We start from the raw sequence: 19,501 nt of genomic DNA on the forward strand, positions 1-19,501 counted from the left end.
TATGGCGCTGGGGCCGCGCCTCGATCTACGCCAGACACAGTCGCTGGTGATGACGCCGCAGCTGCAGCAGGCGATCAAGCTGCTCACGCTGTCCAATCTGGAGATCGAGGCGTTTATCGGCGATGCGCTGGACGCCAATCCTCTGCTCGAAATGGGCGAGGCGCTGCCTGTCGAACCCGTCGAGATCGAGGCGCGCCGCACCAGCCTTGAAAGCAGCCCCTGCGACCAGTTGATCGGCGAAGGCATGGCCGCCGAGGACCGCCCGCTGGACATCAGCGCCGAGACGCTCGATGTGGACCGGGACACGGGCGATGGCGGGGGTGATACGCCCGAACGCTATGAACCGGCCTTTGAGGGCGAAGCAACCATCTCCGGCGGCGGCGAAGCCCCGGCGATGGAGGAATATGGCGCCTTTGACGAAACGCTGGCCGAGCATCTGCATGGTCAGATCGGCGCGGTGGTGCGCGATCCCAAGCTGGCTTTCATCGCCCGCTTCCTGATCGATCAATTGGACGATGCGGGCTACCTGGCCGCTTCCCTGCGCGAAATCGCCATGGACCTGCAAGTCTCGCCCGCCGAGGTCGAGGCCGCGCTGGCATTGGTCCAATCGCTCGACCCCACCGGCGTTGGCGCGCGCAGCCTGTCGGAATGTATCGCGTTGCAGGCCAGGGAAGCGGATCGCTACGATCCGGCGATGGCCCGGCTAATCGACAATCTGGAAATGATCGCGCGCGGCGAATTGCCCCGCCTGCGCCGGATGTGCGGCGTAGATGAGGAAGATTTCGCCGATATGCTGGCCGAATTGCGCGGCTATGATCCCAAGCCGGGCCTGCGCTATGGCGGCGGGGCGGCCGCGCCCGTGGTGCCCGACATCCTGATCACCGCGCGCGCCGATGGCGGCTGGAATGTCGCGCTCAATCAGGCCACCCTGCCCAAGCTGATCCTCAATCGCAGCTATTATCTGGAAATGCGCGGGGCCTGTGCGGGGAAAACCGCAGGCAAGGAGGATCGCGGGTGGTTGTCGGAAAAGCTGGCCGATGCCAACTGGCTGGTCAAAGCGCTGGACCAGCGGCAGAAGACGATCCTGAAAGTGGCCAGCGAATTGGTGCGCCAGCAGGAAGGCTTTTTCCGCCGCGGCGTCAGCCAGTTGAAGCCGCTGACATTGCGCGCGGTGGCTGAAACGGTGGGGCTGCATGAATCGACCGTCAGCCGCGTGACAAGCAACAAATATCTGATGTGCGAGCGGGGCACGTTTGAGCTGAAATATTTCTTCACCAGCGGCGTCTCGGGCGCCGATGGCGAAGGCGTTTCGGCCGAGGCGGTCAAGGCCGCGATCAAGCAATTGATCGACAACGAAGACCCGAAAAAGATCCTGTCGGACGACACGCTGGTCGATCTGCTCAAGGCCAAAGGCTTTGAACTGGCCCGTCGCACCGTGGCAAAATATCGCGAGGCGATAGGGCTTGGCTCCTCGGTGCAGCGCCGCCGTCAGAAAGCGCTGAGCGGGAAACGTTAGGCCGCCAGTTCCACAGCCCGCTTGCGCCATGCCTGCGCCAGCACCGGCATCGCCGCCAGATCGGGCAGCACGCTTGGGTCCGCCTTGTGTCCGCCCCCGATCAGCACATGGAACAAGCGCGAAACCGGCCAATCCACCAGCCCACGCTCGACCAATTCAAGCGCATCGCCCACCTGCACCGCGCCTTCCTCGATCACACGGTAATACCAGCCCGAGCGCCGGTTCTTGACGATCCGCGCGGCCAGCGGCGCATGATCGAACCGATGCCCCAGCTTCCAGCAGGGCTGGCGCCCATGGCTGACCTCGATCAACGCGCTGCCCAGCCGGAACCGATCGCCCAGCAGCACATTGTCCTCGGTCAGGCCCAAGGTCGAGATATTCTCGCCAAACCCGCCCGGCGCGCTCAGCAAGGGGTGATCCCCCAGATCAGCCGTCCATGTCGGATAATGGTCAAAGGCATAGTGGTGGATCGCCTTGTCCGGCCCGCCATGATGCTTGCGGTCGGCCTGTTCATCGCCCTCCAGCCCCAGAAAGCCCACACGGACGGGGCCGGTGACAGGCTGCTTGGCAATCGCGCTATGCTCGTCGGCATCACAGAAACGGACGGCGCGGCCGGTCATCACGGCAAGGATGGGGGTGGAAAAGGCGTTCATAGGCCCGGATTTGCGCGCGCACCACCAAATCCGCAAGCGCGAAATTAGCGCTGGGACGGCATGAAATTTATGTTACGATACACCATCACCCAATCAGGTCGGTATTGCCGGACGCAACAAAACAGGGTGGACCGGATCGGGTGACAGAAGGGGAGATCTGTCATGACGTATACTGCACAGACAAGTCTTAAGTCCCGTATGGCCTCGCTCGGAGCGGTCGCACTGCTGCATGTCGGCGCGGCGGTGGTGCTGGTCTCGGGCCTTGCCGCCTATCGCGTGATCGCGCCCGAACATCATACCGATGCGGTCAACATGCCGCTGGCGCCCCTGCCCCAGCCCGAGGTGAAGCCCAGCCAGAAGGCCGATGCCAAGCCCGTGCTGGCGCCTGAAACCGTGATTACCCTGCCGCTCGATCCGATGCCGCAGCTCACGGTTGATCCCATGCCCGCGCAGGGGCTGGACATCACCCCCACGGCCACGCCGGAGCCGCGCGCCACCGCCGAACCGGCCCGCCCCCATGGCCAGCCCAAGGCGGCCAGCCCGCGCACGCGTCCGGGCGAATGGGCCAATGAGGACGATTATCCCGCCATGGAATTGCGCATGAATCATGAGGGCGTGGTGCGCTTTCAACTGGCGGTGGGCAGCGATGGCCGCGTCTCCTCCTGCACCGTGGTGCAGAGCAGCGGATGGCCGGGGCTAGATGCCGCCACCTGCGCGCTGGTGACCAAACGCGCCCGGTTCAACCCGGCGCAGGATGAAAGCGGCCAGCCGATGGCGGGCAGCTACAGCAATGCGATCCGCTGGATGATCCCGCGCTGAACAGCCGCGAGCTGGGGGCCTAGGCCTCCAGCTCGACATCCCAATAGAGCCAGTCGCGCCAGGTTTCATGCAAATAATTGGGCGGAAAGGCGCGGCCCCGCTCCTGCAACTGCCAGCTTGTCGGCCGGATGGGATGAGTGAGCAGCGGCATATGCGCCTCACGCGGGGTGCGCCCGCCCTTTTTCAGATTGCAGGGCGAACAGGCCGCGACGATATTTTCCCAGCTCGTCCGCCCGCCAAGGCGGCGCGGCAACACATGGTCAAAGGTCAATTGATGCGGATTGCCGCAATATTGGCAGGAGAACCGGTCACGCAGGAACACGTTGAACCGGGTAAAGGCGGGAAACTCCGAAGGCTTCACATATTGGCGCAGCGCGATCACCGAAGGCAGTTGCATCGCCCAGCTCTGCGAGTGCACCTCTCGCTCGTAACTGGCGACAATATCGACCCTTTCCAGGAAAACCGCCTTGATCGCGGTCTGCCATGGCCAGAGGCTTAAAGGGTAATAGGAAAGCGGGGTAAAGTCCGCGTTCAACACCAATGCGGGACAATCGCTCAAATGGCGGGAGGGATCCTCCCCGGCGCTGCGGAACCGGGCCGCGCGCTCTATCAGCTCCGCCTTGAGCATGGCTCCTGATAACAAGCGGGCATGACGGTTTGGCGACAATTCATGGGCCTAATCAACACCGACTTGCCGCCAAGGTCAAGGGGTGCCAGAGGGCAAAATGCGATGATCCGAACCCGCTTTGCCCCCAGCCCGAACGGCCTGCTGCATCTGGGCCATGCCTATGCGGCCATTGTCGCGCATGATCTGGCGCGCGCGCTAAATGGCGGGGCGGACGGCGAGTTTCTGCTGCGGATCGAGGATATTGACGCCGCCCGCTCGCGCCCCGAACTGGCCGAGGCGATGATGGTCGATCTGCAATGGCTGGGCCTCGGCTGGGATGGGCCGGTGGTCTGGCAATCCTCGCGGCTGGACTCCTATGGCGCGGCGGCGGATCGGCTGCGGGCGATGGGCCTGCTCTATCCCTGCAACTGCACCCGCGCCGAGATCGCAGCGGCGGCCACGGCCCATGGCCCCGACGGGCTGATCTATCCCGGCACCTGTCGCGGGCGCGACATTGATCCGGCGGGGGCGGCATGGCGGCTGGATATGGCAAGGGCGGTGGAGATCGCCGGGCCTTTGGTGTGGGAGGATGCGCTGGCCGGGCCGCAGACCGCCACGCCGGAGATCTTTGGCGACATCGTGCTGCTGCGCAAGGAGGCGCCGGCCTCCTATCATCTGGCCGCGACATTGGACGATGCCACCGATGGCATCACGCTGGTCACGCGCGGGGCCGATCTGTTTGCGGCCAGCCATGTGCATCGCCTGCTTCAGGCCCTGCTCGACCTGCCCGTGCCGCGCTGGCATCATCACGGGCTGATCGTGGAAGGCGACGGGCGCAAACTGGCCAAGCGGCGAGGCAGCCCATCGCTGGCCGATATGCGCGGCGATGGCGTGGATGGGCGGGCCTTGGCCGATGACCTGCGTCATGCCCTTTTGCCCGCTGGCCTTTCGCTGATAAGGGGCATAGGCTGCGCCCGATAAGAAATTGGGAGACGGGCGATGCTGAAATATATCCTCATTCCGGTGATCGTGGTGGCCATGGGCTTTGTCGTGGTCAGTCTGGCCAAAGGGATCATCGCCTTTCTGCAGACCACGCGCGATGATCTGGAAAGCGGCGGCGGCAACGGCCCCAGCCCGATGCAGCTGAAACAGAACGAGATGATGTTTGCCCGCATCAAATATCAGGCGCTGGCGGTGATCGTGGTGGCGGTGCTATTGGCCGCGTCGAGATAATGGCGAACAGGACACGGACTTGGTCAAGCTGAACAAGATTTACACCCGCACCGGCGATGACGGCACCACCGGGCTGGTCGATGGATCGCGCGTGGGCAAACATGCCGCACGGATGGAGGCGATAGGCGCGGTGGACGAGGCCAACAGCGCGCTGGGCCTGGCGGTTCTGGCGCTCGATGGCGCGCATCGCGCCGCGCTGCTGCGAATCCAGAACGACCTGTTCGATTTGGGCGCGGATCTGGCCACGCCCGGCGATGATTTCACGCCCGGCCCGATGTCCTTGCGCATCGTGCCAGCGCAGGTGGAATGGCTGGAAAGCGCGATCGACGCGGTGAATGAAGATCTCAATACCCTCACCAGCTTCATCCTGCCCGGCGGATCGGAAGGCGCCGCGCGCACCCATATCGCCCGCGCCGCCGCGCGCCGGGCTGAGCGCGCCTGCGTGGCGCTGGCCGCTGATGAGCCGGTCAATCCGGCGGCGCTGGCCTATATCAACCGTTTGTCGGATTATCTGTTTGTGCTGGCGCGCGCGCTCAATAACAATGGCGCAGACGACATACTGTGGGTGCCGGGCGCAAGCCGGGGTGCCTGAATACTAAGGGGTTGATGCAGATGACGATTGTTGGGGTGATCGGCGCGGGCCAGATGGGCTCGGGCATTGCGCAGACTTCTGCCGCGTTCGGCCATGAGGTTTTGTTGGCCGATGTGTCGGTGGAGCTGGCGCAAAAGGCCAAGGACAAGATCGGCAAGGGGCTGGACCGGCTCGTCGCCAAGGAAAAGATCACGGCGCAGGCCGCCACCGAAACCCTGGCCCGCATCACCCCGGTGGGCGATTATGCCCCGATGGCGCAGGCCGGTTTCATCATCGAGGCCGCCACCGAGCGCGAGGACATCAAGGCCAAGATCTTTGAGGCGGCGGGCAAGGTGCTGGGCGCGGACGCGATTTTGGCCAGCAACACGTCATCCATCCCCATCACCCGCATGGCGCGCCAATCGCCCGATCCGGCACGCTTCATCGGACTGCATTTCTTCAACCCGGTCCCGGTGATGAAGCTGATCGAGATCATTCCCGGCCTTGCCACCAGCCCTGAAACGATTGCCGCCACGCGCAGCTTCGCCACCGGCCTCGGCAAGACGGTGGTGCTTTCGCAGGACGAGCCGGGCTTTATCGTCAACCGCATCCTGATGCCGATGATCAACGAGGCGGCCTTCACGCTGGGCGCGGGCACGGCCAATGTGGTCGATATCGACACCGGGGCAAAGCTGGGCCTCAACCACCCGATGGGCCCGCTCGAACTGGCCGATTTCATCGGGCTCGACACCTGCCTTGAAATCACCCGCATCCTTTTGAACAGCACGGGCGACAGCAAGTATCGCCCCGCCCCGCTGCTGGCCAAATATGTGGAGGCCGGGTGGCTTGGCCGCAAGACCGGACGCGGATTTTACGATTACAGCGGCGAAACACCCGTACCCACGCGCTGAAACACGCAAGGGCAAGGGAACCTGAGGCTGCCCCGGCGGCTTTCCTGTTGGCCCCGTCCTTTCGGGCGCAACAGGAGAGCCCCATGGCCAGCACGCCAAACCAACCCATCCCGGAAAGCCCCGTCCCGCAAACCCCGACACCCGACATTCCCCCCGCCATCGAGCCGCAGGTGCCCCCGCCGTCGCAGCCCGAACCCGGCCTGCCGGATCTGACCGACGACCCGCCGCCCGAAACCGTCAACCTGTCTCAGGAAGACGAATCGACTCAGGCTCAGACCTATGGCGAGGCCGCGCAGCAGCTCGACAGCGACAAATTCGTGCTGGAGGACAGCAGCAAGCCGGTGAGCGGGGATGTCGGCGACGATGTTCAGGATCTGGTCGACCACATGCGCGACATGGAGGCATCAGGCCGGATCGACATGGATGCCTATCGCGGCGAACGCAATGACGATGATGAGGAAGAGTCGCTGGGCCCCGCCGCCGCGCGGGAATAGGCTTTACTTGGCCCAGGGCGAGGACGGGTTGCCGCCGGACGAAGGCTGCACCACCGGAGCGGCATGAGTGTCGGCAGGGTCGTCATGTCTGGCTTCGCTGGCCGTGAAATAGGCCGTCACCATCACGCCCGCCGCCCAGAACAAAGCCTTCCAGCGACTGGCGAAAACAGTGGTCAGGCGGGGTCCGAAGGGAAGCATGGCGCAAGGTTTACACCGGGTCCGGTTAAACCTTGCTCCGCCAAGGATGGTTAACCGATCTCGCGCTTCAGTTCATAAAGCCAGCCGAGCGCATCGCGCGGGGAAAGCGCGTCAATATCAAGCGCCGCCAGCTTTTCGCGCAAAGGGTCCCCCTTGGGCGCCTCCTCGACCACATTGGCAAAGAGCGGCAGATCGCCCAGCCCTGCGGCGATTCCCCCGGTTTCCGCCCGTCCCTTTTCGAGTTTCGCCAGCACCGACTTGGCGCGGGAAACCACCGGCCCCGGCACCCCCGCCAGTCGCGCCACGGCCAGACCGAAAGAGCTTTCAGCCGGCCCCGTGGTGACTTCATGGAGCAGCACCAGATCGCCCTTCCATTCGCGCGCGCGGACATGGTGGAGCGTCAGCGCCTCGCAACTATCGGCCAGCCGCGCGAGTTCATGGTAATGCGTGGCAAACAGACAGCGACAACGGTTGACCCCATGCACCGCCTCGGCCACCGCCCACGCCAGCGCGAGGCCGTCATAGGTGCTGGTGCCGCGCCCCACCTCGTCAAGGATGACGAAGCTGCGCGGGGTGGCCTGTTGCAGGATGGCGGCGGTTTCGACCATTTCGACCATGAAGGTCGAGCGCCCCCGCGCCAGATTGTCCGACGCACCCACCCGGCTGAACAGACGGTCGACCAGGCCAATGGTGGCGGCGCGGGCAGGCACAAAGCCGCCTGCCTGCGCCAAGAGCACGATCAGGGCATTCTGGCGCAGAAAGGTCGATTTACCGCCCATGTTCGGCCCGCCCAAAAGCCAGAGCCGGTCAAACTGGCTGAGCGTGCAGTCATTGGCGACGAAACGCTCACCAGCCACGCCCAGCGCGGTTTCGACGACGGGATGGCGGCCCTCGACGATGGCGAGTTCGCATTTCTCGCTGATGGCGGGGCGGCACCAATTGCCCTCGGCGGCACGCTCGGCCTGCCCTGCGGCCACGTCGATGCGGGCCAGCGCGGCGGCGGTTCGGGCGATTTCATTGCGCGCGGCAACCGCGACGGCGGTCAGTTCTGTGAAATGCGCTTCCTCGGCGTCCAGAGCATGGCCGCCCGCCTCGGCAATCCGGCCCGCTTCCTCATGCAGTGCCAGCGCGTTGAAACGCATCGCGCCTGCCATGGTCTGGCGATGGGTAAAGCCGCTGTCGGGCGCCATCAACTGATCGCCATGGCGGGCGGGCACTTCGATATAATAGCCCAGCACGCCATTATATTTGATTTTCAGCGCGGCAATGCCGGTCTGATTGCGATATTTTTCCTCCAGTTGTTTGATCGCTTCACGGGCATCCCTGGAGACGCTGCGCAAGTCATCGAGATCGGCATCATAGCCCTCGGCGATGAAACCGCCCTGCGAGCGCTCGGTGGGCGGGGTAGCGATCAGGGCGCGCGAGAACAGGTCGATCAGCCCATCATGCCCGACCAGCGCGGGCAGCAGAGCATCGAGCATCGCGGGGCGCCCTTCAACCCGCGCCAGCCTTGCGGCCAGTCGCGCCGCGCCCGCCAGACCATCGCGCAATTGCCCCAGATCGCGCGGGCTTCCGCGCCCGGCCACCACGCGGCCCAGCGCGCGCCCGGCATCCGGCAGGCTGCGCAATTGCCCGCGCACATCCCCGCGCAGCAACGCATCATCATAGAGCCACTGGACCAGTTCGAGCCGCTCCTCAATGGCCGCGCGGTCCAGCAAGGGCGCCGAGAGATCCTCGGCCAATTGCCGCGCGCCCGCACCGGTGACGCAGCGGTCCACCGCCTCGATCAGGCTGCCCGAACGGCCCCCGGTTGATGAGCGCAGGATTTCCAGACTGCCGCGCGTGGCCTCGTCCATCGCCATATGGGCCTCGCCATGGCGGGCAACGGGGGGCAGCAGCAGCGGCAGTTTGCCCCGGCCCACATGGTCGAGATAGGCCAGCAAGCCGCAGGCCGCCGCCAGCATCGGCCGTGTGAACGCGCCAAACCCGTCGAGCGTCGCCACGCCGTGAATGCCGCAGAGCCGGTCCGCGCCGCCCTCGCTGGAAAATTCATGGGCGCCGCGCGGAATCGACTCGAAAGGCGCCTCGCCCCAATTGTCGGGCGCGATGATCTCGCTGGCGCCAAGGCGAGCCAGCGCCGCGCCCATATTCTCGGGCTCGCACTCCTCCAGTTCCATACGGCCCGTGGAAATATCCACCGCCGCCACGCCCACCTTGTCGCGCAGCAGACATGCCGCCGCCAACACATTGGCCCGGCGCGGTTCGAGCAGAGCCTCCTCGGTCAAGGTTCCGGCGGTGACGAATCGCACAATGTCGCGCATCACCAGCGCCTTGTATCCGCCGCGCTTTTTGGCCTGTTCGGGGGTTTCGACCTGTTCGGCAATCGCCACGCGGCATCCGGCCTTGATCAGGCGCGCCAGATAGGATTCGGCCGCATGGACCGGCACACCGCACATCGGGATCGGTTCCCCGCCATGTTCGCCCCGGCTGGTCAGCGCGATGTCGAGAATCTGCGATGCCTGTTTCGCATCCTCGAAAAACAGCTCAAAGAAATCACCCATGCGATAGAACAGCATACAACCATCGGCCTTATCCTTTAGACCAAGGTATTGCGCCATCATGGGCGTTGCGGCTGGGGGGGCGGATTTCTCACTCATGATGCCGGATTAGCCGCAGAATCGATACGATGGAATGCCCACACCCCACGCTTTCCCCTATCGCGGCGCTCTCTCTTTGGTTAGGGCAGCCTTGCAAGAAGGAGAAAGTTTCGGTGTCCGAGGAAAGCCCCGAGCAAGCCAACGTCCGGTTTACCGAGCGCGAAGCGCTGTTCTACCACAACACGATCCGCCCTGGCAAAATCGAGATCATCGCATCCAAGCCGATGGCCACGCAGCGAGACCTGAGCCTGGCCTATTCGCCCGGCGTCGCGGTTCCCGTCGAAGCCATCGCCAAGGATCCCGCCACCGCCTATGATTACACCGCCAAGGGCAATCTGGTCGCGGTGATTTCCAACGGCACGGCCATCCTTGGCCTTGGCAATCTGGGCGCGCTGGCCTCCAAGCCGGTGATGGAGGGCAAGGCGGTCCTCTTCAAGCGCTTTGCCGACGTCGATTCCATCGACATCGAGATGAATTCCGAAGATCCCGACGCGCTGATCGAAGCCATCGCGCTGATGGAGCCCAGCTTTGGCGGGATCAACCTTGAGGATATCAAGGCCCCCGAATGTTTCGTGATCGAACAGGCACTGCGTGAACGGATGAAGATCCCGGTCATGCATGACGACCAGCACGGCACCGCGATCATTTCGGCCGCCGGTCTGATCAACGCCTGCATGATCACCAACCGCAAGCTGGAAGACATCAAGGTCGTGGTCAATGGCGCGGGCGCGGCGGCGCTGGCCTGCACCTCGCTGATCAAGTCGATGGGCGTGCGCCACGAAAACGTGATCGTGTGCGACCGTGACGGCCCGATCTATCGCGGCCGCGAAAAGCCGGTGAACCAGTGGCAGAGCGCCCATGCGGCCGATACCGATGCCCGCTCGCTCGAACAGGCGCTGAAAGGTGCCGACGTGTTTCTGGGCCTGTCGGCGGCGGGCGCGCTGCCTGCCGAATATGTCAAGGAAATGGCGCCCGAGCCGATCATCTTTGCGATGGCCAACCCGGTGCCCGAAATCACTCCGCCCGAGGCCAAGGCCGCGCGCCCCGACTGCATCATCGCCACCGGCCGTTCGGATTTTCCGAATCAGGTGAACAATGTGCTGGGCTTCCCCTTCATTTTCCGCGGCGCGCTGGACGTGCGGGCCACCGCGATCAACGAAGAGATGAAGATCGCCGCCGCCAACGCCATTGCCGAACTGGCGCGCGAACAGGTGCCCGAAGAAGTCGCGCTGGCTTATGGCAAGAACCACAGCTTTGGCCGCGATTACATCATTCCCGCCCCGTTTGACCCGCGCCTGATGGAGGTGGTGTCGATGGCCGTGGCCAAGGCCGCCATGGACAGCGGCGTGGCGCAAAAGCCGATCGAGGATTTCAACGCCTATCGCCATCAGCTTAAAGGCCGTCTGAACCCGACCACCTCGGTGCTGACCAACGTCTATGAACAGGTCAAGGCCAACCCCAAGCGCGTGATCTTTGCCGAGGCCGAGAACGAAGTGGTGCTGCGCGCCGCGATCCAGTTCAAGGATTTCGGCTATGGCACGCCGGTTCTGGTGGGCCGTACACAGGCCGTGCGCGACAAGCTGGTCGAGCTGGGCGTGGGTAAGCCGGATTCCTATGAAATCCACAATGCCGCCGACAGCGAGCATGTCGCGGAAATGGGCATGATGCTTTACGAGCGCCTCCAGCGCCGCGGCTATCTGGAGCGCGACATCAAGCGTATGGTCAATCAGGACCGCAACGGCTTTGCCTCCGCGCTGCTGAAGATGGGCGTGGGCGATGCGATGGTGACGGGCGCGACCCGCCCCTTTGGCCAGACCATGCGCGAAGTGCGCCATGTGCTGGACCCCAAGCCGGGCCACCTGCCCTTTGGCATCCATGTGATGGTGGGCAAGAACAACACCACCTTCCTGGCCGACACGACCTGCAACGAGCGGCCCAATTCGGAAGAATTGGCCGTCATCGCCAAGGAAACGGCGGCCGTGGCGCGCCGTCTGGGCCATGAACCGCGCGTGGCGTTCCTGTCCTTCTCGACCTTTGGCAATCCCACGGGCAAGTGGCTGGAGCCCATTCGCGGCGCGATCTCGATCCTCGATTCAGAGCCGCAGAACTTTGAATATGAAGGCGAAATGACGCCTGACGCGGCGCTCAACCCGGCGGTGATGAAGCATTATCCCTTCAGCCGCCTGACCGCGCCGGCCAATGTGCTGATCTTCCCGGGTCTGCAATCGGCCAATATCGCGGCCAAGCTGCTGCGCGAACTGGGCGGCAATACGGCCATCGGCCCGATCCAGATCGGCATGGAAAAGCCGGTGCAGATCGTGCCCATGACCGCGATTGCGCCCGATGTGCTGACGCTGGCGGTGCTGGCGGCGGCTGGTATCACCGGGTGATCGAATGAAGGATACCGGCGCGGGGATCATCCTCGCGCCGGTCATCCCGAGGAAGCGCGCATGCTGATCCGCGATGCAGGCCGGGATGATCTGGCCGCTGTTTTGGCCATTTATAACCATGCCGTTTTGCACACGACGGCGGTGTGGAACGAAACACCGGGCAGTATCGAGGAACGCCACCTCTGGTTCGACGCCAAGCATCAGCGGGGTTTTCCCGTGCTGGTGGCGGTCGAAGGCGATCATGTGCTGGGCTTTGCCTCTTATGGCGATTTTCGGCCATTTCCGGGCTATTCGCGAACGGTCGAACATTCAATCTATGTCGCCCCCTCTGCGCATCGGCGCGGGATCGGGCGGGCCTTGCTCGATGCGCTGATCGCGCGGGCAAAGGCTTCGGGTTTTCACGCGATGGTCGGCGCGATCGATGCCGGCAACACAGGCTCCATCGCCCTGCATCAGGCCCTGGGCTTTGCGCAGGTGGGGCTTATGCCGCAGGTCGGGCACAAATTCGGGCGCTGGCTCGATCTGGCCTTTATGCAGAAATTGCTGTCGGACAGCCCCGCTCCTTAGGCCGGACAGGCCGCCCATTCCACCCGGTTTCGCCCCAGCGCCTTGGCCTGATACAGCGCCGCATCCGCGCTGCCCAGCAGGGCTTCGCAGGTCTTGCTGGTTTCCGGATAGGTCGCCACGCCAAAGGAGGCGGAAATCTTGGCGTGATGCGCACCCGACAGGGCCTCGATCCGCCCCCGGCACTGCTCAGCCTTGACCAACGCCTGATCGAGCGAGCAATCGGGCAGGATCAGCACCAGTTCCTCGCCGCCATAGCGACACGCCAGATCCGAAGCGCGCAGATGGCCCTGAATGACATGGGCCACATCGCTGAGCACCGCATCGCCTTTGGCATGGCCATAGGTGTCGTTGAGCATCTTGAAATTGTCGAGGTCGATCATTACCAGACTGAGATGCGACTGGTTGCGTTCGGCCAGCCGCTGAAGCCGATCAAGCGTTTCATCCAGATAGCCCCGGTTATACAGGCCCGTCAGCGGATCGCGCAGGGATTGATTGCGCAGGGTTTCGCGCAATTGAATATTGGACAGGGCCAGCGAAATCGACTCGGCCATCGCCCGCCCGATCCTCTCGGCATGGCCCAGCCGGACGCAGCCCTCCTCGCCCTCGCCGATGAATTTGATCAGGCCGAACACGCTGCCGCGCGCCTGCATCGGAAATTCCAGCGTGATGGTGCTGCCGGTATGATGGGTGCAACAGACCGAGCCATGCAGCGGATCGTTCAAATGGCTGCGCCCGCGCTTCAGCGCCCAGCAATTGTCGGGCGCCAGCGTGGGCGAAGGCTCGCAGCCTGCGGGCAGGTTCCATGCCTTGCTCAATTCGAGCTGATCGCCCGCCTGATTGAAAATATAAAGCGCCGTGCCAAGATCGGGCAGGATCTGCTGCGTCGTCACCTGAAGGACGGCGGTGGCGTCCTCATAGCTGTCCGCGCTTTGCAGCATATCGGTCAGGTTGAACAATTCGTCGGCCTGCTGGCGCGCTTCCTGCGCCTGCTCCAGCGTGACCAGCGAGGCCACGATGCGGCGACGGCTGAACACGATCAGGCCCAGCAGCAGCGCGATAGCCACGATCGTCATCAGGCGCGAGACCAGCAGGTCAGCCGGAGTAACGACAGTCCCCAAGCCATGGCGGTCCAATTCGTAAAGCACCGTGACCAGCGAGAACAGCAGCAGGCCCAGCAAGGTGTCGCAAAGAGTCATGTCCTTGCGCCCCGCGCGCGCATTGGTGCTCAGACGGTCGTTCCAGATCGACGCCCCCGTCATGCCGCGCGATCCATCGCCCGGGATTGGCCAAAATATGCGATCACAGCGCAACACCCTTTTTCCGTGGGCGGCCTATGCCACAAACTGATGTAAAAGTTTTTTCGGAATAACCCTATTAAACCAAGGACTTTGCCTAAGGAAAATTACTTTGCCCCGGGGAAAGTCATAAGGACGCCTTGGCGCGGACCACCTGCCCCGAACAGAGCGGCACAAGGCACATCAGCCCGGCCAGCATCACAAAGGACATGGAAAGCCCGGCATATTTTGCCACCAGCCCGATGGCCGCAGGCCCCAGCAGGACCCCCGCATAACCGGTGGTGGAAATCGCGGCAATGGCCAGCGCGGCGGGCATCTGCTTTTGCGAAGCGGCCTGACGGAACAGCACCGGCACGATATTGGCCGCGCCCAGCCCGATCAGCACAAAGCCCGCCCATGCCAGCCCCGCCACCGGCGCCGCGATCAGCACGCCAAAGCCCGCCACCGCCATCGCTCCACCCCACAGCAGCGCGGCCCGGTCCCCGATTCGCGCCGTCAGCGCATCGCCCGTCAGCCGCCCCAGCGTCATGGCAATGGCAAAGAACATATAGCCGAACCCTGCCCGCTTCACATCGACCAGCCCGCCCTCGGTCAGGAACAGCGCGCCCCAATCAAGCAAAGCCCCCTCGGCCAGAAAGGTGATCGCCGTCAGCCCGGCCAGCAACAGCACGATGCCATGGGGCAGCGCGAAATGCGGTTCGCCCTCCACCGCCTTGGTCCGCAACAGGCGCGGCGCGGCATAAAGCAGCGCCAGCAGCATCAACAGCGACCCCAGCAAGGCCCCGGCCAGCGCGCTGCCCCCCAGCGAGAGCAGCAGCGCCATCATCAGCGATCCGGCAAATCCGCCAATGCTGAAAAGCGCATGAAAGCCCGACATCAGCGGGCGGCCTGCGTGCTTTTCCACCTCGACCGCATGAATGTTCATCGCCACATCCAGCGACCCCAGCGAAGCGCCAAACACCAGCAGCGCCGCCCCCAGCGTGAGCACCGAGGGCAAAACCGCCAGCAGCGGCAGCATGGCGCAAAGCCCCAACCCGCCGACCAGAATGACCGGACGCGTGCCGAAACGGCTGCTGAGCGCGCCTGTGACCAGCATCGCCATCACCGATCCCGCGCCAAGACAGAGCAGCAGAGCGCCCAGCACCCCTTCATCGACCCCCAGCCGTAATTTGACAAAGGGCACCATCGGCGCCCAGCAGGCTATGCCGAAACCGGCAACAAGAAAGGCCAGGCGCGTGGCAAGCCGCGTCGAGGGGCTGTCAGACATCTCAGACTCCGAAAGGTCAGGCAGGCGGGCGGGCAAGGATCACCCTTTGCCCGATCTGCGCCATCAAGGCGGGCGCCAGCGCGGCGGCGTCATGTTCGAGCACCAGATGCGTGATCCGGTCGAGCGGGGCGATGCGGAAATGGGTGCGGCTGTCCAGCTTGTCGCTGGTGGCCATGACGACACTGTGGCGGCTGACCTCGATGGCGGCGCGTTTGAAGGCGGCATCGTCGGCGTAAAAGGCCCCTATGCCTTCCTCGCCCGAGACCGCGCAGGCGCCCAGAAAGGCCCGGTCGATGTTGAATTGGCCCAGCGCCTGCACCGCGCCCGCATCGACGCAGCCGCCCACCTGCGCGTCCACCTTGCCGCCGATCATATAGGTGGCGATGGTGCCGCGCGCCTGCAGCGCCCCGGCGATCACCACCGAATTGGTCACCACCGCGATGCCATCGGGCAGCAAGGGCACCAGCGCCAGATTGGTGCTGCCGCTGTCGATAAAGATCATCTCGCCCGGCGCGATCAGGCTCACCGCAACGGCGGCCAGCGCCCGTTTGCGCTCCTCGCTCTCGCCGATGCGCTGGTTGATCGGGGTCGATGGGGCCGAAAGCGGCAGCGCGCCGCCATAGACCCTGCGGCAGCGCCCGTCGGCGGCAAGGTTGCGCAGATCGCGCCGGATCACATCCTCGGACACATCGAATTCGGCGGCCAGCACATTGGCCACCACGGCCTGTCCTTCATCGAGTCGGCGCGCGATCACCTCGCGGCGGCCAAGGGGGAGGTTGTTGTCCATGGGGGGTCTTATGCGTCGCACGATTTCACCTGTAAATATACATTCATATACGTTTTATGCAGTTCATATGAAGAACACGCAAAAACCGCCCCAACCCGGAGAGGGTTGAGGCGGCCTGAAAAACGGCAATTATTGAACGAAATCAGTCTTTACGGCGATAGCGGAAGTACCAGACCTCATGCCCGTAAACCGTGCGCGCCTTATGCTCATAGCGCGTTTGGGGCCAGCCGCCGGGGCGGACCTGAAAATCCTTGGCTTCCTTGGCCAGCCATTCGAACTTGTCGGTGTGCCGCTGCATCACCATCAGCGCATGGCGGACATAGATCGCGTGATCGGTGCCGAATCGGAACTCGCCGCCGGGCTTGAGCTTGCGGGCGAACATTTCCACCGGGCCATCATTCATCATGCGCCGCTTGGCATGGCGCGCCTTGGGCCATGGGTCGGGGTGCAGCAGATAGAGCATGGTGAGCGAGCCATCGGGAATGCGCGACAGCACTTCGAGCGCGTCGCCATGATGGATGCGGACATTGGGGATCGGGGCATGGGCGCCATTATCCCCGGACACATGGGTCAGCGCCTGCGCCACGCCATTGATGAAGGGCTCGGCGCCGATAAAGCCATGATCGGGCAGCATATCGGCGCGATAGGCCATATGCTCGCCCCCGCCAAAGCCGATCTCGAAATGCAGCGGGCGGTCTTCGCCAAACAGGCGCTGGGCCGTCACCTCGCCCTCCATCGGCACGGCGATCTGGGGCAGCAGCGTATCCACCAGCCCTTGCTGTCCGGCGCGCAGGGGCTTGCCCTTGGAGCGGCCATAGAGCCGGTTGAGCGTGGTGGGATCGCCTTCTTTATGCGCGGTCATGTCTATGCCTTCAAGATTTCGCCGGGCGCGATGGCAGGCCGTTAAGGCAGGGTCAAGGCCCAGCAGGCAAAGGGGGGGCGCCATGTTTGCCCTCGGTTGCCTTGCGCTGATCGTTCTGCCGCTGCTCGGCTTTATCGCCGGATTGGTGATGGGCGGACAGGCTGCGGGCCTATGGGGCGCGGGCGTCGGCCTGATCGCGGCCCTGCTGATGAGCGCCATTGCTGCCCTCGCGCTGGTCAAGGCCAGCCGCAAGCGCTGAGGCCCAATGAAAAGCCCGCCTTCCTTGCGGGGGCGGGCCTTCATGTCGGGTTGTTCGGGGGATGGCCGGTTCAGGCCGCCACAGCATCCTCGCCCGGATCGCGCAGCACATAGCCGCGGCCCCAGACGGTTTCGATGTAATTCTCGCCGCCGCAGGCATGAGCCAGCTTCTTGCGCAGCTTGCAGATGAACACGTCGATGATCTTGAGTTCGGGTTCGTCCATACCGCCATAGAGGTGGTTGAGGAACATTTCCTTAGTCAATGTCGTGCCCTTGCGCAGCGAAAGCAGCTCGAGCATCGCATATTCCTTACCGGTCAGATGCACGCGGGCGCTGTCAACCTCCACCGTCTTGGCGTCGAGATTGACCGAGAGCTTGCCGGTGCGGATGACCGATTGCGAATGGCCCTTGGACCGGCGGACCACGGCGTGAATGCGCGCGATCAGCTCTTCGCGGTGGAAGGGCTTGGTCACGTAATCGTCAGCGCCAAAGCCGAACGAACGGACCTTGGAGTCCATTTCCGAAATGCCCGAAAGGATCAACACAGGCGTCTGAACCTTGGCCACGCGCAGCTTTTTGAGCACGTCGTAGCCATGCATATCCGGCAGATTGAGATCCAGCAGGATGATGTCGTAGTCATAGAGCTTGCCGAGATCGAGGCCTTCTTCCCCGAGATCGGTCGAATAGACATTGAAGCCCTCTGTGGTGAGCATCAATTCGATGGCTCTGGCCGTAGTCGGCTCGTCTTCGATCAACAGCACGCGCATATGGGTGAACCCCCTTGCCCCGAAACCCGCGAACGCACCTTCACCGGGCAAATCCGCTATTAACCATAGGAGGAATGAACGCGAAAGGTTAATTTAATGTAAACCGGCATTAAAGCCCCCATTTTTTTGGGGTAACTCGTAAATGCCCCTAACGCGCCCCATCGGCCAAAGGGTAAAAAGGGTGAACCCCATAGGCATTGGGCACAAGGCCGCGCAAACCGTTGCCCGCCCCCCTGCCGATCATGGTCCAGCGCACCGGTAAAGCCAGTGGAATGAACAGATTGGCCTCCATCACCTCGCGCTCGGCCTCGGCATAAAGGGCGGGGGCAAGGGAGGCTTCGACATTCCATGCCTGGGCCACCAGATGGTCCACATCGGGTGTGCATACGGAATGCACACCGCAATGCAACTGGTTAAAAAACCAAACCGGCGAAGGATAACGCGCCACTTCATCAATCACACGCAGATCCGCCGACTCGCCCATCCCCACCCGGCGCAGCCGCAGCCCGATCGCCGCCACATCCTGCGCCAGCCGGGAAAACAGCACATTGCTCCCCGCGCCGCCCGGCATTGCGATCCGCAATTCCAGCCCGTCGCCCTCCTCGGGCCGGGCGGTCGGGGCGCGGGCCTTGCTCCACACCGCCACCCGCTCGACCGCCACGGCGCGGCGGTGGTCCATATCCATATCGGTCCAGCGCTCGGGAAGCTGCACTTCGCCGATGCCCGGCGAGATCAGCCGCGTGGTGGGGCTCCATCCCGGGATGCCGCCCGCCTGCATGCCCAAGGCGTTCACCAGCGCCGCGCGGTCGATCACCATGGCCAACGCGGCGCGATTCGTCGGCACCGCCAGAAAGCCGCTGCCCTTTTCCACCAGCAGGCCGAACAGGCCCGGCGTCACATCGAAGCGCGCCGCCCGCTGGCCCAGCAGGCCCCGCTGAATCAGCGGCAGATCGGTGATCCGCCCGCCCAGCACCACATCGACCTGCCCGCCCAGCAAATCCGCCACCGCCTTTTCGCCGCCCATCGCGCGAATCGAAAGCGGCCGCATCGTCGCGGCCCAGCCCTCGGGCATGGGCAGGCCGCGCGCATCGGGTGAAATCGGAGTCAGCCAGTCCAGCCCCTCGACATGTTTGCGCCGCATCGGCCCGGCGCCTTGCCCGCGATGCTCCAGCCCCAGTTCGGGCTGGGCCAGCAATTGCAGGAAATTGGGCATGGGCTGGGCCAGCCGGATTTCGATCACGCGCCCGGCCATCGCGCGAATATCCTCGATGATCGTCAGATCCTGCCCCAGCGCGCGACCTTTCTGCGCGGCAATGGCGCGGCGCAGCGCCTGTCGGGCCGTCTCGCCGCTCAGTTTCGTGCCGTCGGGCCACGCACTGTCGCGCAAGCGGAAGATATAGCCACGCCCTTCATCCGCCACGATCCAGCGTTCGGCCAGACCGGGCACGACCTTGCCCTCCTCATCCAGACTGACCAGACCTTCGGCCGTGGCCGCGCGCAATTCGCGATCGAGCGCGGCAGGGCCCGAATCATTGACCATCACCACCCGCAGCGGTTGCTGCTGGGCCGAGCCATGGCAGGCCGCCGCCAAAAGGGCGGCCATCAGAATGGAGATGCGGTTCCTGCGCAGCATGATTGCGCCAAGCCTA

Annotated in this window: 20 protein-coding genes; 10 read left to right on the forward strand and 10 right to left on the reverse strand. The window is 64.1% G+C overall.

Annotation, left to right across the window (positions count from 1 at the left end; genetic code table 11):
• Window position 1 precedes the first annotated feature (1 nt).
• Complete coding sequence (gene rpoN / locus BGP00_RS04725) at window positions 2-1,516, forward strand: RNA polymerase factor sigma-54 (protein ID WP_292693038.1); 1,515 nt, start codon at window positions 2-4, stop codon at window positions 1,514-1,516.
• On the opposite strand, the gene BGP00_RS04730 is transcribed toward rpoN, so the two are convergent.
• Window positions 1,513-2,169 (reverse strand): MOSC domain-containing protein, encoded by a 657-nt coding sequence (locus BGP00_RS04730; protein WP_292693035.1) that lies wholly within the window; start codon window positions 2,167-2,169, stop codon window positions 1,513-1,515. The genes rpoN and BGP00_RS04730 overlap by 4 nt on opposite strands.
• A gap of 198 nt (window positions 2,170-2,367) precedes the next feature.
• On the opposite strand from BGP00_RS04730, the gene BGP00_RS04735 reads away from it, so the two are divergent.
• Window positions 2,368-2,988, forward strand: a complete 621-nt coding sequence (locus BGP00_RS04735) for an energy transducer TonB (protein ID WP_292693032.1) — start codon at window positions 2,368-2,370, stop codon at window positions 2,986-2,988.
• Window positions 2,989-3,007: 19 nt separating this feature from the next.
• On the opposite strand, the gene BGP00_RS04740 is transcribed toward BGP00_RS04735, so the two are convergent.
• A complete protein-coding gene (locus BGP00_RS04740) occupies window positions 3,008-3,616 on the reverse strand; it encodes an HNH endonuclease (RefSeq protein WP_168602951.1) in 609 nt (202 codons plus the stop codon).
• A 102-nt stretch (window positions 3,617-3,718) separates the two neighbouring features.
• On the opposite strand from BGP00_RS04740, the gene gluQRS reads away from it, so the two are divergent.
• The 5 genes from gluQRS (at window position 3,719) to BGP00_RS04765 (ending at window position 6,804) form a co-directional block, all read left to right on the forward strand.
• Window positions 3,719-4,576 (forward strand): tRNA glutamyl-Q(34) synthetase GluQRS, encoded by an 858-nt coding sequence (gene gluQRS / locus BGP00_RS04745; RefSeq protein ID WP_292693028.1) that lies wholly within the window; start codon window positions 3,719-3,721, stop codon window positions 4,574-4,576.
• A gap of 18 nt (window positions 4,577-4,594) precedes the next feature.
• A complete protein-coding gene (locus tag BGP00_RS04750; RefSeq protein ID WP_310015511.1) occupies window positions 4,595-4,828 on the forward strand; it encodes an HIG1 domain-containing protein in 234 nt (77 codons plus the stop codon).
• A 19-nt stretch (window positions 4,829-4,847) separates the two neighbouring features.
• Entirely contained in the window at window positions 4,848-5,420 is a 573-nt protein-coding gene (locus BGP00_RS04755; RefSeq protein ID WP_292693026.1) for a cob(I)yrinic acid a,c-diamide adenosyltransferase, read from the forward strand.
• A gap of 20 nt (window positions 5,421-5,440) precedes the next feature.
• Window positions 5,441-6,310, forward strand: a complete 870-nt coding sequence (locus BGP00_RS04760) for a 3-hydroxyacyl-CoA dehydrogenase NAD-binding domain-containing protein (RefSeq protein ID WP_292693023.1) — start codon at window positions 5,441-5,443, stop codon at window positions 6,308-6,310.
• A gap of 83 nt (window positions 6,311-6,393) precedes the next feature.
• Complete coding sequence (locus tag BGP00_RS04765; protein ID WP_168602955.1) at window positions 6,394-6,804, forward strand: hypothetical protein; 411 nt, start codon at window positions 6,394-6,396, stop codon at window positions 6,802-6,804.
• Between the two features lie 3 nt (window positions 6,805-6,807).
• Here BGP00_RS04765 and BGP00_RS04770 read toward each other — a convergent pair whose 3' ends face one another.
• Both BGP00_RS04770 and mutS read right to left on the reverse strand, forming a co-directional pair.
• A complete protein-coding gene (locus tag BGP00_RS04770; RefSeq protein ID WP_168602956.1) occupies window positions 6,808-7,002 on the reverse strand; it encodes a hypothetical protein in 195 nt (64 codons plus the stop codon).
• A gap of 50 nt (window positions 7,003-7,052) precedes the next feature.
• On the reverse strand, window positions 7,053-9,659 hold the full coding sequence (gene mutS, locus BGP00_RS04775; RefSeq protein WP_292693020.1) for a DNA mismatch repair protein MutS: 2,607 nt from the start codon (window positions 9,657-9,659) through the stop codon (window positions 7,053-7,055).
• Window positions 9,660-9,772: 113 nt separating this feature from the next.
• On the opposite strand from mutS, the gene BGP00_RS04780 reads away from it, so the two are divergent.
• On the forward strand, window positions 9,773-12,049 hold the full coding sequence (locus BGP00_RS04780) for an NADP-dependent malic enzyme (RefSeq protein ID WP_292693017.1): 2,277 nt from the start codon (window positions 9,773-9,775) through the stop codon (window positions 12,047-12,049).
• 60 nt (window positions 12,050-12,109) lie between these two features.
• Window positions 12,110-12,616: a GNAT family N-acetyltransferase gene (locus BGP00_RS04785; RefSeq protein WP_292693014.1), complete on the forward strand. Its 507-nt coding sequence runs from the start codon at window positions 12,110-12,112 to the stop codon at window positions 12,614-12,616.
• On the opposite strand, the gene BGP00_RS04790 is transcribed toward BGP00_RS04785, so the two are convergent.
• From BGP00_RS04790 to BGP00_RS04805, 4 genes are all read right to left on the reverse strand, one after another.
• The gene (locus BGP00_RS04790; protein WP_292693012.1) at window positions 12,613-13,875 is read right to left on the reverse strand and encodes a GGDEF domain-containing protein; all 1,263 of its coding nucleotides are present in this window, start codon (window positions 13,873-13,875) and stop codon (window positions 12,613-12,615) included. The two genes, BGP00_RS04785 and BGP00_RS04790, sit on opposite strands and share 4 nt — an antisense overlap.
• Before the next feature lie 163 nt (window positions 13,876-14,038).
• Window positions 14,039-15,178: an MFS transporter gene (locus tag BGP00_RS04795; protein WP_292693009.1), complete on the reverse strand. Its 1,140-nt coding sequence runs from the start codon at window positions 15,176-15,178 to the stop codon at window positions 14,039-14,041.
• A 16-nt stretch (window positions 15,179-15,194) separates the two neighbouring features.
• On the reverse strand, window positions 15,195-15,965 hold the full coding sequence (locus BGP00_RS04800) for a DeoR/GlpR family DNA-binding transcription regulator (protein WP_292693006.1): 771 nt from the start codon (window positions 15,963-15,965) through the stop codon (window positions 15,195-15,197).
• A gap of 142 nt (window positions 15,966-16,107) precedes the next feature.
• Window positions 16,108-16,827 (reverse strand): tRNA (guanine(46)-N(7))-methyltransferase TrmB, encoded by a 720-nt coding sequence (locus BGP00_RS04805; protein ID WP_168602962.1) that lies wholly within the window; start codon window positions 16,825-16,827, stop codon window positions 16,108-16,110.
• 82 nt (window positions 16,828-16,909) lie between these two features.
• Between BGP00_RS04805 and BGP00_RS04810 the strand changes: the two genes are divergently transcribed.
• The gene (locus BGP00_RS04810; RefSeq protein ID WP_273618048.1) at window positions 16,910-17,086 is read left to right on the forward strand and encodes a hypothetical protein; all 177 of its coding nucleotides are present in this window, start codon (window positions 16,910-16,912) and stop codon (window positions 17,084-17,086) included.
• Window positions 17,087-17,156: 70 nt separating this feature from the next.
• Here the strand turns inward: BGP00_RS04810 and ctrA are convergent, their stop codons facing one another.
• Both ctrA and BGP00_RS04820 read right to left on the reverse strand, forming a co-directional pair.
• A complete protein-coding gene (gene ctrA, locus BGP00_RS04815) occupies window positions 17,157-17,852 on the reverse strand; it encodes a response regulator transcription factor CtrA (RefSeq protein ID WP_168602964.1) in 696 nt (231 codons plus the stop codon).
• 148 nt (window positions 17,853-18,000) lie between these two features.
• Entirely contained in the window at window positions 18,001-19,485 is a 1,485-nt protein-coding gene (locus BGP00_RS04820; RefSeq protein ID WP_292693002.1) for an ABC transporter substrate-binding protein, read from the reverse strand.
• Window positions 19,486-19,501 lie beyond the last annotated feature (16 nt).

Origin of the sequence: Novosphingobium sp. 63-713, assembly GCF_001898925.1 — a bacterium.
Taxonomy (GTDB): Bacteria; Pseudomonadota; Alphaproteobacteria; order Sphingomonadales; family Sphingomonadaceae; genus Novosphingobium.

Bases quoted from the DNA above. Each gene is read 5' to 3' on its own strand.
- rpoN (WP_292693038.1), top strand. From the start codon at position 2: ATGGCGCTGGGGCCGCGCCTCGATCTACGCCAGACACAGTCGCTGGTG.
- BGP00_RS04730 (WP_292693035.1), bottom strand. From the start codon at position 2,169: ATGAACGCCTTTTCCACCCCCATCCTTGCCGTGATGACCGGCCGCGCC.
- BGP00_RS04735 (WP_292693032.1), top strand. From the start codon at position 2,368: ATGGCCTCGCTCGGAGCGGTCGCACTGCTGCATGTCGGCGCGGCGGTG.
- BGP00_RS04740 (WP_168602951.1), bottom strand. From the start codon at position 3,616: ATGCTCAAGGCGGAGCTGATAGAGCGCGCGGCCCGGTTCCGCAGCGCC.
- gluQRS (WP_292693028.1), top strand. From the start codon at position 3,719: ATGATCCGAACCCGCTTTGCCCCCAGCCCGAACGGCCTGCTGCATCTG.
- BGP00_RS04750 (WP_310015511.1), top strand. From the start codon at position 4,595: ATGCTGAAATATATCCTCATTCCGGTGATCGTGGTGGCCATGGGCTTT.
- BGP00_RS04760 (WP_292693023.1), top strand. From the start codon at position 5,441: ATGACGATTGTTGGGGTGATCGGCGCGGGCCAGATGGGCTCGGGCATT.
- BGP00_RS04765 (WP_168602955.1), top strand. From the start codon at position 6,394: ATGGCCAGCACGCCAAACCAACCCATCCCGGAAAGCCCCGTCCCGCAA.
- BGP00_RS04770 (WP_168602956.1), bottom strand. From the start codon at position 7,002: ATGCTTCCCTTCGGACCCCGCCTGACCACTGTTTTCGCCAGTCGCTGG.
- mutS (WP_292693020.1), bottom strand. From the start codon at position 9,659: ATGAGTGAGAAATCCGCCCCCCCAGCCGCAACGCCCATGATGGCGCAA.
- BGP00_RS04785 (WP_292693014.1), top strand. From the start codon at position 12,110: ATGCTGATCCGCGATGCAGGCCGGGATGATCTGGCCGCTGTTTTGGCC.
- BGP00_RS04790 (WP_292693012.1), bottom strand. From the start codon at position 13,875: ATGACGGGGGCGTCGATCTGGAACGACCGTCTGAGCACCAATGCGCGC.
- BGP00_RS04795 (WP_292693009.1), bottom strand. From the start codon at position 15,178: ATGTCTGACAGCCCCTCGACGCGGCTTGCCACGCGCCTGGCCTTTCTT.
- BGP00_RS04800 (WP_292693006.1), bottom strand. From the start codon at position 15,965: ATGGACAACAACCTCCCCCTTGGCCGCCGCGAGGTGATCGCGCGCCGA.
- BGP00_RS04805 (WP_168602962.1), bottom strand. From the start codon at position 16,827: ATGACCGCGCATAAAGAAGGCGATCCCACCACGCTCAACCGGCTCTAT.
- BGP00_RS04810 (WP_273618048.1), top strand. From the start codon at position 16,910: ATGTTTGCCCTCGGTTGCCTTGCGCTGATCGTTCTGCCGCTGCTCGGC.
- ctrA (WP_168602964.1), bottom strand. From the start codon at position 17,852: ATGCGCGTGCTGTTGATCGAAGACGAGCCGACTACGGCCAGAGCCATC.
- BGP00_RS04820 (WP_292693002.1), bottom strand. From the start codon at position 19,485: ATGCTGCGCAGGAACCGCATCTCCATTCTGATGGCCGCCCTTTTGGCG.